The organism is Paenibacillus sp. IHB B 3415, from assembly GCF_000802655.2.
Classification (GTDB): domain Bacteria; phylum Bacillota; class Bacilli; order Paenibacillales; family Paenibacillaceae; genus Paenibacillus_AQ; species Paenibacillus_AQ phytohabitans.
In genome coordinates this window covers 130505-146222 of sequence record NZ_JUEI01000020.1, presented here as the reverse complement: position 1 = coordinate 146222, position 15718 = coordinate 130505, and the positions used below count along the sequence as shown (strand labels likewise).

Genomic DNA, 15718 nt, shown 5'->3' with positions numbered 1-15718 from the left:
TTATTATCTCTAGTCTCTTAACCGGTGTCCACGAATAATACTAACAGCATATTGCCTCTTCATCAGCTAAGATCAGTGCGTAAACCCCAATATAAGGGCTCTCAGGTCCGTTAGCCTGCAAAAAAATGATTTTCAGCAGAAATAAGAGCGCCTGTGTCCGTTAAAAGCAGCACAGAGGGAGCAGACGCTTCCATTTATCTACTCCGAAGGGATCAATCCTACTGTTAAAAGAAGAACGGCAGCAGTTCATTCTCGATCTGCTAATTGAGGAAGGTAAGCTGATCGCCACCGAATTAAGCAGCCGCCTGAATGTCTCCGAAGATACGATCAGACGTGATTTCCGGGAGCTGGATATGATGGGGTACTGCATAGCGTGCATGGGGAGCCTTAGTCAAAGGCTCTGCTTCGGAGAAGCTCGGGAGAAATTTGACCAGGCACCGGAAGCGAAGACAGCTATTGCCTGCACCGCCGCGCGTCTGGTCCGCTGCGGCCAGGTCATTATTATTGACGGCGGAACCACGAATCTGAAGTTCGCGCAGAACCTGCCCTTTGACCTGAAGGTCACGGTGATTACAAACAGCCCTCCGGGCGCTTTAGCCCTCTCCTTCCATCCACATACAGAAGTCAAATGCACTGGATCATATCCGGGCCGACCTGTATTTCATAGGTGCACACACACCGAGGCCCTGACTGCGCCAGATGTGCTGTTAGGTTATGAGCAGCAGGAGCTTACCGTTATTTCCCTGTAATGACAATTGTGCTAATCCTGGGATGCATGTACAATATACGAAGCTATCGATTTGCAGCCCGGACAGGAGAATGCGGATGAAGAAAAGAAGAAGCAAATGGCTGGGCAGCCAGAGTGTATTGCTGACCTGGACCTTATCTTATATGGCCGTTCTGCTGCTTCCGGTCATTCTGAGTTCCATCGTTTACTTTCAGTCCAGCAAGATGCTCGCTGACGAGATTCATCTGGCGAACAATTCCTTGCTTAAGCAGCTGCGAGAGAATATGGATAAGCAGCTGGAAGCGGTCAATCGGCTCAATTTCGAGCTGAATTGGAACACGAAATTCAGGGAACTGGTCGATCAGCACAAGTACTCCATTTTTCCGGAAGATTATATGTATGATCTGTACGACGCGACCAAGGATATGTCCTTATATCAATCGGCTTATGCCGAAACCGACCTGTTCTATATCTATCTGGCCTCACGGGATACGATTCTGCTCCCCGGCGTTTACCGGAATACGAGATTCGCCTATGCCGAGCATAACGCCTCTGGCACCTTAAGCTATGAAGCATGGTTAGATATCCTCCGCCAGAACAAATTCAAGGGCTATGTACCGCTGACTCGTACAACCGAGAACGGCGTTTCCGTGAAAGCGCTCGCATATGTCAGCACCTATGACTATGAGGACGGCAAGCCGTCCGGAGCCAATGTGATCATGATCGACAACAACAAAATATTATCCTCCCTCATGAATATTGAAGCGTTCAGCAAAGGGCATGTGCTCATCACAGACTCCGACAACCAGGTGCTGGTATCCAGCTCCAATACAGATCTTCCGGCACAATTGCCCTTCGGCAAGCTGACCGGCGACAGCGGAATGTTCATCTGGGAATTCGGCGGCGAGCGGTATGAAGTCTTCTCGATCCAGTCGGCCGAATCTAACCTCCGCTACATTTCCATGATTCCGAGTGAGGTCTATTGGCAAAAAGCGGAGCTGGTCCGCAGACTGACGCTGCTGAGTATCATGGCCAGTCTGCTGGGAGGCGCGGGCTTGACTTATATTTTCCTGCGGAAAAACTATAACCCGATCCAGCAGATAGTACGTGCCTTCAGCAGCAAGACAGCCATCCGGGAGAAAGGCTCCAATGAATTCCTGTTTATCCAGCAGGCTGTGGACAGTACGCTGAGTGAACTGGACCATATGCTGCTGGAGATGAAGCGGCAGAATTATTCGCTACGATCCAATTACATCCTGCGGCTGCTTAAAGGCAGGCAGGACGATGAGCTTCCTTTGGCCGAAGCCTTAACGGCCTTCGATATTCAGCTCCTCTCCGGGGATTGTGCCATTCTTCTATTCTACCTGGAGGATCTCGATGTCTTCCTGGAGCGTGTCCAGGGCAAAACCGCCGCCCAGAAGCTGCAGCTGCTGCATTTCATTGTGAATAATGTAATTGAAGAGCTTGTCAACGTTAAGCACAGGGGCTATATGGCCGAAACGGATGATGCCATGCCTTGTCTGGTCAGCCTGTCTCCTGTCTCACCGGATGAGCACAATAGCGATCTGCTGCATGTGGCCCGTTCCGCTCAAGAGTTTCTTGCACAGACGTACAATATCTACCTTACGGTGTCGGTCAGCCGGGTTCATCACGGCATTGATCAGATTCATCAGGCTTATCAGGAGGCATTGGATGCCATGGAATATAAGCTGGTGATGGGCAAACAGGAGATTCTGTCCTATGAAGAGATTGAGCGGAACAACATCCGTCCCGATACGGATTCCGGTTACTTCTATCCCCTTCAGCTGGAGCAGCAGTTAATCAATTATGTCAAAGTGGGCGATTTCCAGTCGGCCGTAACCGCCTTGGACGATATTCTGCAGATGAACCTGTCGAAGCACCCGGTGAAGGTGCCTTTAGCCCGCTGTCTTATGCTCGACCTGGTGGGGACTTTGATCAAGAGCATCGGTGAACTCGGACCCGCGCAGGATAATATCCTGCTGCAGAATCCGAAGCGCATTGACAGGCTCTCTTCTGCAGAGACGTTAGCTGAAATGCAGGAGCAGCTGAAGTCCATGCTTAAGGAAGCCTGTGAATATGCCGGGGCCAGACGGCTGCAGAATGTTCAGGAGAACCGTCACCGCGCCTTGAATGATTTAATCAGCGGGGTATCTGCATTTATAGACGAACATTTCACTGATCCGGGCTTGAACGTCTCCCTGCTGGGGCAGCATTTTGATATGAAGCCTACTTATCTGTCGAAGCTGTTCAAGGAGCAATCGGGGGAAGGGCTTCTGGATACGATCAACAAGCGGCGGATTGACTGGTCCAAGCAATTAATTCAGGAGAAGCGGCTGACGGTCAACGAAGCGGCGGAGAAGTCAGGCTTTAATGATGTGGGTACCTTTATCCGCACCTTCAAGAAGATCGAAGGAATTACACCCGGCAAATACAAAGAAACCATCGAAGATTAACAATGCCCTGCCCGTCACCCCACCGTGGCGGTCGGGTTTTTTTGCGGTCAGCAAGGGCTTAAGCCGCTCCCGCAGAGCAATCGCCTATCGTTTTGTGCATTTTGCCGATACCCGCAGCAGCTTTTTCAACCGCATTGGATGTACTGCACATATACAGCTAACCGGGGCCGACCGTATAGTTATGGCATGAACCCCGGCAGCACAGCAGGTTCTTACAACTACTAATGGAATCATTTGAGGAGGTTAACAGGAATGAGGAGAACAAGCAGAAAAATAATGTTTTTGCTCATGGCATCTCTGCTGGCAGGCAGCACACTGGCAGGATGCTCGGAGAACAAGGCAGGGAAGAATTCCCCTTCCGGCTCAGACACATCATCAGAATCAGCAGCGGTATACCCGATGCAAACGGACACTGCACTCACTTATTGGGGAGCATTACCTAATAATCTGACGGGAGTAAAATCAGCGCATGCGGAGGTTCCCTTTTATCAGGAGTGGCAGAAACGTACTGGGGTTACAGTAGATTTCACCGCCCCTCCGGCTAACCAGATCGACGAATCCTTCAACGTAATGCTCGCCTCCGGTGAATTGCCTGATATGCTGGAGTACAACTTCTTCAACTTCCCGGGCGGTCCGGAAAAAGCAATCAAGGACGGCTACATCATGGAGCTGAATGACCTGATCGACAAATATGCCCCGAACTACAAGAAATATCTCCAGGAACATCCCGAGGTTGAGAAAATGGTCAAGACAGACAAGGGAAGCTATTACTCGTTTCCTTTCATCCGCGGGGATGAATCACTGCTTACCTTCCAGGGGCCGGTGATCCGCAAGGATTGGCTGGATGAGCTGGGTCTGCCCGTACCCGAAACCATCGATGAATGGACCACTGCTTTGAAAGCGTTTAAAGAGAACAAAGGGGCCGCTGCACCGATCTCCTTCGTTGCTAAACCGCGTGTGTTCAATGAACTGGGCAATGGCGCTTTCATCGGGGCATTTGGCGTTACCCGCGACTTCTATCTGGAGGACGGGAAGGTTAAATTCGGTCCGGCAGAACCTGGTTATAAAGACTTCCTGAGCTTATTCCGGGGATGGTATGCGGACGGACTGCTGGATAAAGATGTGGCCACCGTCGATTCCAAGGTGATGGATGCCAATATAACTTCGGGCCAGACCGGGGCAACCTGGGCCAATGCTGGCGGCGGTATCGGGAAATGGCAGCCGATCCTTAAGGGAGCCGATCCGCAGGCTTCCATTGTCGCGGCCCCTTATCCGGTGCTGGAGAAGGGCACTACACCAAAGTTCGGCCAACGGGATTATGCCTTCTCCACCGGCGGGATGGTAGCGATCTCGGCGACGTCCAAGAATGCGGAGCTGGCGGTCAAGCTGCTTGATTATGGCTACAGCGAAGAAGGCAATAAGCTGTTTAACTTCGGAACAGAGGGTGTCAGCTACACCATGGAAGACGGTTATCCGAAATTCACGGATCTGCTGATGAGCAATCCCGACAAGCTGGCCCCTGCACAAGCCATGTCTCTATACATCCGGGGCAATACGATGGGTCCCTTTGTCTCCGATAAACGGGTCTCCGAACAATACTTGAACCTGCCGGAGCAGCAGGCCGCGATACCTATCTGGCAGAAGACGGACATGGCCAAATACCAGATTCCGCTGGTAACTCCAACTCCGGAGGAAAGCGCTGAATATGCCAACATCATGGCGGATGTGAACACGCTGGTCGATGAAATGACACTGAAGATTATCCTTGGAACTGAGCCGATTGAGGCCTATGACAAGTATCTGGAGAAGCTGAATTCCGTCAAGCTCTCGCGTGCCATTGAGATTAAACAGGCCGCACTGGAGCGGTACTTGAAGCGCTAAATTACAGTCAAGCCGGGAGCAGATCGTTGATCGGCTGAAGAGCTGCTCCCGTAAGGAGGAATAGAGAAACCATGTCCAAATTAGCTCCTATGACCGGAGTTCAAACTTCTGTTAACAACAGCTTTAAGCACCGTTTCCTCAGGGATTTCAAGCTGAACAGATTGCTGTATATCATGATGATTCCGGTCATCCTCTACTATGTCGTATTCCATTATGCACCAATGTATGGCGCGATTATTGCCTTCAAGGATTTCTCACCGATGAAAGGGATTATAGGCAGTGACTGGGTAGGAATCCAGCACTTCAGGGATTTCTTCTCCAGCTATTACTTCTGGCGGATTCTGAGTAATACCGTTATCATCAGTGTGTATTCGATTCTGTTCATGTTTCCGGCCCCGATCATTCTGGCTCTGCTGATCAATGAAGTGAGAAATCAGAGCTTCAAACGGATAGTCCAGACCTTCTCGTATATGCCCTACTTCATTTCACTCGTCGTCATTTGCGGGATTATTACCGACTTCACCAACAGCAACGGGGTCATTAATACACTATTCTCCTGGCTCGGGTATGACGGAACCGCTATGCTGCAGAAGCCCGGCCTGTTCCGCCCGGTATATATCCTGTCCGAAATCTGGCAAAAGATCGGCTGGGAATCGATTATTTACATTGCCGCCTTGGCCGGTATTGACCAGGAGCAGTATGAAGCCGCCCGGATTGACGGTGCCAGCCGTCTGAAGCAGATGCTGCACATTACCCTGCCGGGAATTCTGCCTACGATCACCATCATGTTCATCCTGCGGATGGGCAATATGCTGAATGTCGGCTTCGAGAAAATCATTCTGCTCTACAATCCTGTAACCTATGAAACAGCTGACGTCATTTCTTCCTTTGTGTACAGAAAAGGCTTGCTGGAATTCGGCTGGAGCTATAGTTCAGCAGTCGGCTTGTTTAACTCGGTTGTGAATCTCATTCTATTGATCTCGGCCAATTATATCAGCCGCAGAGTTAATAAAACCAGCCTTTGGTAGGAGGAAACGTTATGCATGCCGACACCGGCCTGAGAAATAAAATCTTTGATTACACCATTAACACCGTGCTGATTCTACTTGTTATCGTAACGTTATATCCGCTTCTATATGTACTGTTCGCCTCCTTCAGCGATTCCGCGGAGCTGGTTGCGAACAAGGGATTCTTGTGGAAGCCGCTGGGCTTCAGTCTCGAAGCTTACAAGAGCGTGTTTAGCAATCCCGGCATTATCAAGGGTTACGGCAATACACTGTTCATTCTGGTCTTCGGTGTCACCCTTAACATGCTGCTGACCGCAATAGCAGCCTATGTGCTGTCCAGAAGAAATGTAATGTGGAACAGCGCCTTCACCCTGCTGATCGTATTCACAATGTTCTTCCACGGCGGCCTGATTCCGATGTACCTGATCGTAAAGGGCGTCGGATTGATTGATTCCATCTGGGCAACCATCATACCGTTCGCTGTCAGCACCTTTAACCTGATTATCATGCGCACCGCATTCTCGGCGATTCCCGAGAGCCTGGAGGAATCGGCCAAGATCGACGGCGCTAACCATTTGACGATCCTGTTCCGGATCGTATTGCCTTTGTCCAAGCCGGTTATAGCCGTAATGGTGCTCTATTATGCCGTCGAGAAATGGAATGCGTGGTTCTATGCATCCATCTTTCTGAGGGACAGAGACCTGTTCCCGCTGCAGCTGATACTCCGGGAGATCCTGATTGCCAATTCGACAGACAGCATGTCGGCAGGAGCAAGCTCGGCAGACCAGTTCATGATCGGAGAAACGATTAAATACGCCACCATTATCGTGGCAACGGTGCCAATCCTGTGTGTGTATCCCTTCGTCCAGAAGTATTTCGAGAAGGGTGTAATGATTGGTGCGGTGAAGGGGTAAGTCTCAGAATATACCCAAAAAGCCCGGGCCTAATGCTGTGTGTATCAAGCTTCCATTATTTCGGCTTATACCCGAAATCCGGGATAGCCGTCCATCTCTTGCGCAGCTCATGCGCTGCCGCTTTGGGCTTGCGTTCCCGGGTGAAAATCCCCTTCTTGTTGCCTTGTACCCGGATAATTCCCTGGCCCGTGGCAAAGTCTGCGAAATTCCAGACCTGTTCGCCGACGAAATCTTCAAATTCGTCGAAGATCTCGTGATTGGCCCTGTAGAACTCCACCTGATATTCTTCCGTGAACATGATCGGCTCCACATCATGCAGTCCGGCTACGGTATCTGTTCCGTATTCAGTCATCATCATCGGTTTACCCGGACAACGTTTGGTCCAGGCCTCCAGTTCAAGCCGGAGCTTGCCTTTGGCTGATTCGAGATCACCTCCGTCCACATACCAGCCATAGTAACGGTTGAAGGCGAGCACATCAATAAGTTCGGATATCTTATCGTTTAAGGGCGAAGCCTCTATATGTGTCACCAGGGTAACCGGGCGGTGCTGCGGATCTTCATCCCGCATCTGCTCGATCAGCGGCTTGAAGTACTCGTATGCCCCCTCTTCATAGGATGCCGGTTCATTAGCCACATTCCACATCACTACACAGGCATGGTTCTTATCCCGGTTAATCAGCTCCCGGATGACCTGCTGGTGATGCTCAAAGGTTTGGACTTCCTTCCATGTCTCTTTCTTCGATCCCCCGGATAACATCACCAGGAAATTAAGATCCAGACCTACCGCCGGCGTCTCATCAATGACAACGAAGCCTTCACGGTCGGCAAGCCGCATCACTTCTTCGGCATAAGGATAATGCGCGGTACGGAAGGAGTTGGCTCCCGTCCATTTCATCAGGTTGAAGTCCATAATATTCGCTGCTTCATCTAAGCCCCGGCCATGAAAAGGGGTATCCTCATGTCTGCCGTAGCCCTTGAAGTAAAAGGGCTGGTTGTTGATCAGGAACTGCCCCTCCCGCACTTCGACTGTCCGCACGCCAAACGGCAGCCCGTAGACATCCAGCACCTGCTCCGCTTCCAGCAGTTCAATCTTCAGGGTATACAGGTAGGCATTCAACGGCTGCCATAGGGTAACGCCGGGAATATCCAGCCGGCCGGAACTTCCGGTCCCCGAGGAGACTGCGTTCCCCTCTTCATCCAGAACAGTGACCCGGATATCTGCTTCTCCGCTGACATCCACGCTGTAATGGACAATCCCGTTACCGCCGTGATAATCGGTTACGACAGTAATATCCTGCACGAAGGTTTGAGGCGTAGAGTAGATCCTCACCGGCCGCTGCAGTCCTGCAAAGTTGAAGAAATCGAAGTTCGGCTGATTCTTCAGCCTGGTCTTCCCGCCGGGTTCTTCAGTCTCTGTGTATAGACCTACAGGCAATGTCGTGTAATCCACAACATTATTGACGGCAACCGTCAGCCGGTTCGATCCAGTCCGGATATACTCATTAATCACGCCCTCGAAGGGCAGAAATCCGCCGGAATGCTCCATCACAAAGCTTCCATTGATGAATACCTTGGCCTTATGTGTAGCCGAGCCGAATCTGAGGACTAGACGCTCCTTCATGATGTTCGCTGGCAGGGTTAGCTCGCGCTCGTACCATACCCAGCCGACATGATTGCGGATCTGCGGATTCACACCCAGATCATTATAGGCAGAGGGAACCGCCATAGGGATCGTATCTGTCAGCCTGGATGCATACCAGTTCTCTTCGAATCCCAAGCCGTGATCCAGCTTGAAATTCCATACCCCGGCCAGATCATACAGACCGCGGGTTTCCGTCATTATTGGATAAAGCACGGGCAGCCCTCCTATCTAATCTCCGTTTTCATTCAGGATTTGGAATCGATGATCTTCTGGATCTTGGTTTGGGCATTCTGGATCGTCGCATCAATGCTTTGACCCGAGAGCATCATTTTATCAAACTCCTCCAGGAGCACTTTCTCAAGCTCAGCGTGATAAGGGACTGCCGTGGCTGCAGTAGTTGATTTGGTATTCTCCAGCACATAGAGCAGAGACGCTTTATCTATCATGTCCGGATTCTTGCTACCGGCGATGATCCGGTCAACCACATCGTTCAGATCGGCTTTTTTCCAGGATGGGATATTCTTCCCTTGCAGCACAATGCCTTCGGTGGAGAACCAGCGGATGAAGGTGTATGCTTCGTCTTTATGTTTGGATTTGCTGTATAGGCTCAGTACATCCCCGCTGACATTCGCAGCAATCGGATCTTCGGCCTTCAGCTTGGGAGTCGGGGCGAACACCGTCTTGAAGCTGGCCGGAATGGTCTCGGTTCCCCCGGTTTCCGGGATCAGGAAGGAGCCTGTGACAAGCATACTTGTATCCTGGTTGAAATATTGCGGTCTGTAATTCAGCTTCTGGCTGACCACCTCGGAATACGGTGTGGCGGAGCCTTCCGCCTCTCCCTGAAGACGCAGCTCCAGCGACTTACGCATGAATGGATTATCAATATTGGCTTTCTTGCCGTCATCGGTGGTCAGATTAGCATTCACCGATTGGCCGAAGTTCTGCACCAGGTATCCATATTGAATCCAGCTGTGGAAATAGGTTCCGTACCGGGTTTTATCGCCTTCTTTTTTGGTCATAGCCTTCGCGTATTCCATATACTGATCCCAGGTCCAGTCCTTGGGCAGCTCGAGTCCCGCTTCTTTCAGATGATTCTCATTGATAATAACGAGACCCTGGGAGGACTTGCCGGGTAATCCGTAGACCTTACCGTCAATTCTGGTGTCGGACGTATATTCATCCGTGTAATTAATTCCGTCTGCGGCCAAGTATTCATCCAGCGGCTCGATCATCCCCAGTCCGGCCCGTTGGGACAGATACGTCATATTGCTGAACATGATAATATCCAGATCATCGCCGCCGGCAACAGCCAGATCGAGCTTCTTGTAGAATTCGTTGGAGTTGTTATCTTCTGCGGAAGCAAACTCCATCTTGATATTGGGATGCGACTTTTCGAACTCTGCAATCACTACATCCCAGTTATCCATTTTTTTGGCATACCAGTTGCTCAGCTTAATCGTTACAGGTTCATTCGTCCCTTCTGCGGTACCCGGGGCAGCCCCTTCTTCCGATTTGGCACCGCCGCACCCCGAAATCAGCAAGGATAACAGCGGTACCAGGATGAATAATTTCTTGTTGGCTTTGAACATTGTATAGACCCCCTATAGTGTAATTAGTCTAGCCTTTGACACTTCCCATAGCAACTCCCTCAATCACCTGCTTCTGCCCAATCATGAAGATGATTAATAGAGGTAGAATGGCTGAAACCGCACCTGCCATCATTAAGGAGTAGAACTCACCGCTGAAATCAGCGAATTTCCGGATACCCAGCTGTAAGGTAAATAAAGAATCAGAACGAAGAAAGATCAGCGGATTCTGATAGTCATTCCAGGTCCAGATGAAGCGGAGAATCATATAGGTTGCCAGGGCCGGCTGCACAAGCGGCAAGGCGATCCGGCTAAAGATCGTCCAGTGGCCTGCAGCATCAATCCGGGCGGACTCAATAATCTCATCATGAATGCCGAGGAAAAATTGTCTCAGCAAAAAGGTTCCCAGCACACCTGAAGCGGCAAGCAGCACAAGTCCGATATGACTGTCAAACAGTCCAAGCCAGCGGTACATAATAAATTGCGGAACGAGAATGGCTTGGGTTGGAATCATAAAGGTGGCTAAGACAAGCAGGAATAACATATCCCGTCCTTTAAAAATAACCTTCGAGAATCCATAGGCTGCCATGGCGGAAATAATCAAGGACAGCGCTGTCGACATCAACGTTACCTTCGCACTATTCCAGTAATAAAGGGAGAACGGTACGGCTCCAGCCCATACCTGCCTGTAGTTCTCCACCATATTCCATTTCGCCGGAATCCACTGAATCGGATACTTCATGACATCAAGCTCCGGCTTAAAGGATGCAGAGAGCATCCATAAGAAAGGCATAATAAACAGTATCCCTGCAACTCCCATACACAATGTCACAATAACGCGGCTAAGCTTGATCGATCGCATGTTTAAACCTCCTAGTAGTTGACCCATTTCTTTTGTCCGACCCATTGAATCAGGGTCACCAGCAGGATGAGCATCAGCAGAATAATCCCCATCGCGGATGCATACCCCGACTCCAGGTTAATGAATGCAACCTCGTACAGATAAAATACAATTACTGAGGTTGAACCTGCCGGACCACCGCCCGTCAACACCATAATCAGATCAAACACCTTGAAGGATCCGACAATCCCCGTAATTAACAGGAAGAATGAGGTTGGAGATAGTAAAGGTAATGTAATTCTGAAGAATTGTCTCAGCGGTGAAGCACCGTCCACATCAGCGGCTTCATACAAATCCCGTGAAATATTCTGCAACCCGGCCAGATAAATCACCATGTTGAAGCCTAGCGAAGTCCACACCATAATAATCATGACCGAGATCAGCGCAAACTTGGGGTCTGCTAACCACAGGGGAGGATTGTCCACACCGATGGATCTAAGAAATCCATTGATCGGGCCATTGTTGGGATGGTACAACACTCTCCATAATAGAGCTATGGCAACAAAGCTCGAAATGAAGGGCATGAAATAAATCACTTTGAAAAATGTTTTGAAATACGTTGCTTTGTTAATTAATGCTGCCAGCACCAAAGCCAGAAACATCGCTACCGGGACCACGGCCATCATAATAAGGTTGTTAATCAGCGAACGGTGAAAGGATTCATCCTGCACCAGCCTGGTGTAGTTGTCCAGCCCGACAAAATGAAACCCCTCCAGCCCGGACACAAAATTCCAATCCGAGAAGCTAATCACACCGGACAAGAGAATGGGAATGATCACCAGGGTTGTGGTCAGAATGAGCATGGGTGAAATGAATAAATACCCGGCAATATTGTCATACAAAGCCTGCTTGCGCATTCTGCCTGCCCCCGGCTTCCCGAACCGCTTCATCGTCCCCTCTTTAGGTATAACCTCCACGTTTTCCACCTCGTTTTATTGTTGTATCTTCATTATAAAATCGCCCGTTTTATTGCACATGCAACGAATTTATCTATAGCGAAAAGTTTGTATAGCATTATTTTTTCTGAAATGAAAAAATTATTGGATGAGGTTAACGGCATAATAAAGTACCATGATCTAGTGAAGTTCTGTTACTGGAGGGGGAAATGAATGAAGAAGAACTATAGACTAAGTCAATTATCCTTCCGGCAAAAGCTTATCCTGACCTCTATCGCCTGCCTGGTTATACCAGCGATCGGGATGCTGTATATAACGATGGTTTATTCCAAGCTTATTATCCGGGAGCATTCTCTGGAAAAAGCTACGCAATCCTTAACGATTGTGCAGTCACAGATCGATGTGATCTTCGAAGAGATGGTATCGGTCTCGAATTTCGTCCACTTTGATCCGGAGATTAAGACCCTGCTGGAGGATGCCAAGACCAATCCGGTCGCCGCAAGAACCTTGACGAGCCGGCTGGAGCAGGTGGCTGGCGATACCCTGGACTTACGCATCACGCTTCTGGACAAGGAAGGACATGCCTATTCCGATTATTCCTTTTACGACTATGATCCGCGTCAATTTATTGAACAGGGCTGGTTCCCAACTCTGGAGAAGCTCACACCGTATGACACTTTATTCATGGGGGCAGAAGCCAATTATCTGACCTCCCTTGAGCCTGAGAAGCCGTTTATATTCATGACAGCCCGGGCATTAAGAGAGGGGATTGCCGCTCCGCCCTATGCCTACCTTATTGTCAGCCGCAGTGAAGCCTCCATTCGTGAGCGGTTTGCTTCATTAGAGGAAGATGTTTATCTGCTGAATGACAAGGAGACGATTCTGTCCAACCGGAACCAGGCCCTGATAGGGTCTGATTTCAATACCCTGTTGCCAATCGATGAGCTGGCGTTCCCGGATATCGTAGAATTTAAGAACGAGAATCAGATCCTCCTCTCGCTGCCGCTTAAATATGCCAAATGGCGGTTAGTCAGTGTAGCCCCCTATGAACAGCTGACGGAAAGATTGAACGGGATCAACCGGACTGGCTTGTTCATTCAAGCTATTTTTGCGGTCAGCTTTCTGTTCGCATTAACTTATCTGCTGCGGAGATTCACGAAGCCTGTGCTTGTCCTGGGGAAGGTTGCCCGCAGAGTGGAGTCCGGGGATATGATGGTCCGCTCCAACATCAGGGGAACGGACGAAATCGGCAGCCTGGGCCTCTCTTTTGATAAAATGCTGGACCGTGTCCAGCTCATGCTTCAACAGGTGGAAGCCGAGCAGGAGTTGAAACGCCAGGCAGAAATTGCGATGCTGCAGGCTCAGATTAATCCTCATTTCCTGTTTAACGTGCTAAGCTCCATCCGGCTAAAGCTGCTGATGAAACAGGACGAGGAGAATGCGTTTATCGTCGGCTCCTTATCCTCTATGCTGCGGGCCAGCTTTTCAAGTCAGGATGAATGGGTCTCGGTTGCTTATGAGCTTGAATCCGCCAAGCAATATATGGAGCTCATGCGGTTTACGATGAGATATCCCACCAGCTCTGAAGTCCATGTGAATAAAGATTTGCTGCTGGAGACCGTTCCGCGGTTTATTCTGCAGCCGGTTATTGAGAATGCTTATAAGCATGGATTCGTACAAGGCGGGGGCAGGATAATAATTTCCATCACAAAAATCAAATCCATGCTTAACATAAGCGTCGAGGATAACGGAACGGGAATGGATGAACCTACACTGACTGCGTTATTGCAGCATATTAAACAGCAGGAAGTGAAGACAGATCCGGTGAATGTTGCCGTGTCCCCTGAACCTCCGCCCTCTCACGGGATCGGACTAATTAATGTCTATCAGCGGTTAAAGCTCATTTACGGGGACAGCTTCGACATGAATATTGAGAGCATTCACGGACACCGTACAATCGTACAATTAGTACTGCCTGTGAAGCGGATAGGAGTGGACTAACGTGGTATATAAAGTAGTATTAGCCGATGATCACTATCCTGTACTGGAATATCTGAGCGCCAGTATTCCCTGGGATACCTTAGGCCTTGAGTTGTCGGCTTCTTGCTCTGACGGCAAACAGGCCTGGGAAGCCTGCCAGCTGCATCAGCCTGATATTCTGCTCACAGATATCGGCATGCCGGCGATGGACGGGCTGGAATTAATCCGGAAGGTCCGGGAGGTGAATCCCCAGCTCCAGGCGATTATCTTGTCCTGCCACGGGGAATTCGAATATGCCCAAAAGGCGGTGAAATTGAATGTTGCCGAATATATATTGAAAGAAAGCCTGCAAATTGATCAGGTCGTTTCAGTATTGACTGAGGCGGTTTCCCGGCTGGAGATTAAAATGATCTCCCAGAATAATTATCTCCAGATGCAGAAGCTGGTCACGCAGAACCACTCTGCAATCCGGACAAGATTTATCCGTATGTTCCTCGAGCAGCCAGTCTGGGATGAGGCTGAATGGTTCGGACAAGCCGCCGCTATGGGCATCCGCCTGCAAGAGGGAGTGCCCTACCTGCCGGTCCTGGCTATCCCGGAACGCTCCCATGAGCTGGAACGGCGTTTCGGAGGCATTGTGAACATGCAGTTCGTGATAGATAATGTGCTGCAGGAATTTCTTGAGATCGATGGCATTATACAGTTCGCCTTAACAGAACGGCAGTTCATCCTCTTCATCCCCTTTCCGCGCCTTCTGATCCGGAATCTTCATGAGGAATTCAGGGATAAATTCCGGCATGTCCAGAAGATGTCGAAGCTGCATCTCCGAATGGGGATTTCATTCTTTTACGGCGAGGCAACGTCAAGTCTGATCGACATCAAGAAGCAGATTCAGGCCTTACTGGATTCACAGGCCCTGCGCTTTTATACGGCTGAGGGAGCCATAATGAAGCTTGAACCTATTCAGACAACCAATGAGGACCTGTTTGTTCATTACGCTGAAATTCTTCAGCAGTTAAGAGACTGTATTCAGAATGAGGATGGTGCGCGGGTTACTGCTGCAGTTACAGAGATCAAGAAGCATATCTGGGACAAGAAATACCCGGTCGAAAGCGTAAAAAGCTGGCTGCTCAAAATGGTAATGGAGCTGGAATTAAAATATACCGTCATGCAAAATTTCGTGAACAATTTCAATAGTGAAATGCATCAGCGCTCCATCCGGGAGCTTGAAACCCTGGATCAGCTAATGGAGTGGCTGGAACAGTTCCTGAAAGACAAGATCTTGATGCTGAGGTCCATGTGGAAGCAAAATGTCCGGAAGGAAGTGGCCGAGGCCAAACGTTATGTCATGAATCATATTGGGGAGAAGGTAGGCATGGATGAGATGGCCCGGCGGCTTGGCCTGAACCCTACCCATTTCAGCAGGTTATTCAAAATCGAGACCGGTCTCACCTATATAGAGTTCGTGACCAAACTAAAAATGGAACGTGCGCAGGAGCTGTTGAATCAGACGAACATCACCATAGTAGATATAGCAGAGCAGTTAGGCTATGACAATGTCAGCTATTTCATTAAGCTCTTCCGTAACTTCTCCGGTATGACTCCGGTAGAATACCGGAAATTGATCTAATCCCCTCTTTTTGGCAAAGCCAACAATTCTGATTCAATAAGAAACCAAAGGGGTAAATTTAATCCGAAGTTATATTCATT

Annotated in this window: 11 protein-coding genes; 7 read left to right on the top strand and 4 right to left on the bottom strand. The window is 49.6% G+C overall.

The features are described from left to right. The first annotated feature begins 215 nt into the window (after nucleotides 1-215). The 5 genes from QW71_RS37935 to QW71_RS11450 all read left to right on the top strand — a co-directional run bounded on the left by QW71_RS37935 (nucleotide 216) and on the right by QW71_RS11450 (nucleotide 7003). A complete protein-coding gene (locus QW71_RS37935; RefSeq protein ID WP_306766033.1) occupies nucleotides 216-749 on the top strand; it encodes a DeoR/GlpR family DNA-binding transcription regulator in 534 nt (177 codons plus the stop codon). A 76-nt stretch (nucleotides 750-825) separates the two neighbouring features. Further along, on the top strand, nucleotides 826-3201 hold the full coding sequence (locus QW71_RS11465) for a helix-turn-helix domain-containing protein (protein WP_039297587.1): 2376 nt from the start codon (nucleotides 826-828) through the stop codon (nucleotides 3199-3201). A 252-nt stretch (nucleotides 3202-3453) separates the two neighbouring features. Continuing rightward, nucleotides 3454-5082, top strand: coding sequence for an extracellular solute-binding protein (locus QW71_RS11460; RefSeq protein WP_039297585.1), 1629 nt, complete (start codon nucleotides 3454-3456; stop codon nucleotides 5080-5082). 71 nt (nucleotides 5083-5153) lie between these two features. Continuing rightward, nucleotides 5154-6110: a sugar ABC transporter permease gene (locus QW71_RS11455; RefSeq protein ID WP_083442511.1), complete on the top strand. Its 957-nt coding sequence runs from the start codon at nucleotides 5154-5156 to the stop codon at nucleotides 6108-6110. Between the two features lie 11 nt (nucleotides 6111-6121). Beyond that, nucleotides 6122-7003, top strand: coding sequence for a carbohydrate ABC transporter permease (locus QW71_RS11450; protein WP_039297582.1), 882 nt, complete (start codon nucleotides 6122-6124; stop codon nucleotides 7001-7003). A gap of 55 nt (nucleotides 7004-7058) precedes the next feature. Here the strand turns inward: QW71_RS11450 and uidA are convergent, their stop codons facing one another. Genes uidA through QW71_RS11430 form a run of 4 tightly spaced genes read right to left on the bottom strand, consistent with a single transcriptional unit; the run spans nucleotide 7059 to nucleotide 12049 of the window. Further along, entirely contained in the window at nucleotides 7059-8858 is a 1800-nt protein-coding gene (uidA, locus tag QW71_RS11445) for a beta-glucuronidase (protein ID WP_039297578.1), read from the bottom strand. Between the two features lie 32 nt (nucleotides 8859-8890). Then, on the bottom strand, nucleotides 8891-10234 hold the full coding sequence (locus tag QW71_RS11440; protein ID WP_039297574.1) for an ABC transporter substrate-binding protein: 1344 nt from the start codon (nucleotides 10232-10234) through the stop codon (nucleotides 8891-8893). 28 nt (nucleotides 10235-10262) lie between these two features. Beyond that, nucleotides 10263-11093, bottom strand: a complete 831-nt coding sequence (locus QW71_RS11435; RefSeq protein WP_039297569.1) for a carbohydrate ABC transporter permease — start codon at nucleotides 11091-11093, stop codon at nucleotides 10263-10265. Between the two features lie 11 nt (nucleotides 11094-11104). Continuing rightward, a complete protein-coding gene (locus QW71_RS11430; protein ID WP_235441449.1) occupies nucleotides 11105-12049 on the bottom strand; it encodes a carbohydrate ABC transporter permease in 945 nt (314 codons plus the stop codon). Between the two features lie 192 nt (nucleotides 12050-12241). Here QW71_RS11430 and QW71_RS11425 point away from each other — a divergent pair, with 192 nt between their 5' ends. Together QW71_RS11425 and QW71_RS11420 are read left to right on the top strand one after the other, a co-directional pair. Next, the gene (locus QW71_RS11425) at nucleotides 12242-14029 is read left to right on the top strand and encodes a sensor histidine kinase (RefSeq protein ID WP_039297565.1); all 1788 of its coding nucleotides are present in this window, start codon (nucleotides 12242-12244) and stop codon (nucleotides 14027-14029) included. 1 nt (nucleotide 14030) lies between these two features. Beyond that, nucleotides 14031-15638: a helix-turn-helix domain-containing protein gene (locus tag QW71_RS11420; RefSeq protein ID WP_039297564.1), complete on the top strand. Its 1608-nt coding sequence runs from the start codon at nucleotides 14031-14033 to the stop codon at nucleotides 15636-15638. Nucleotides 15639-15718 lie beyond the last annotated feature (80 nt).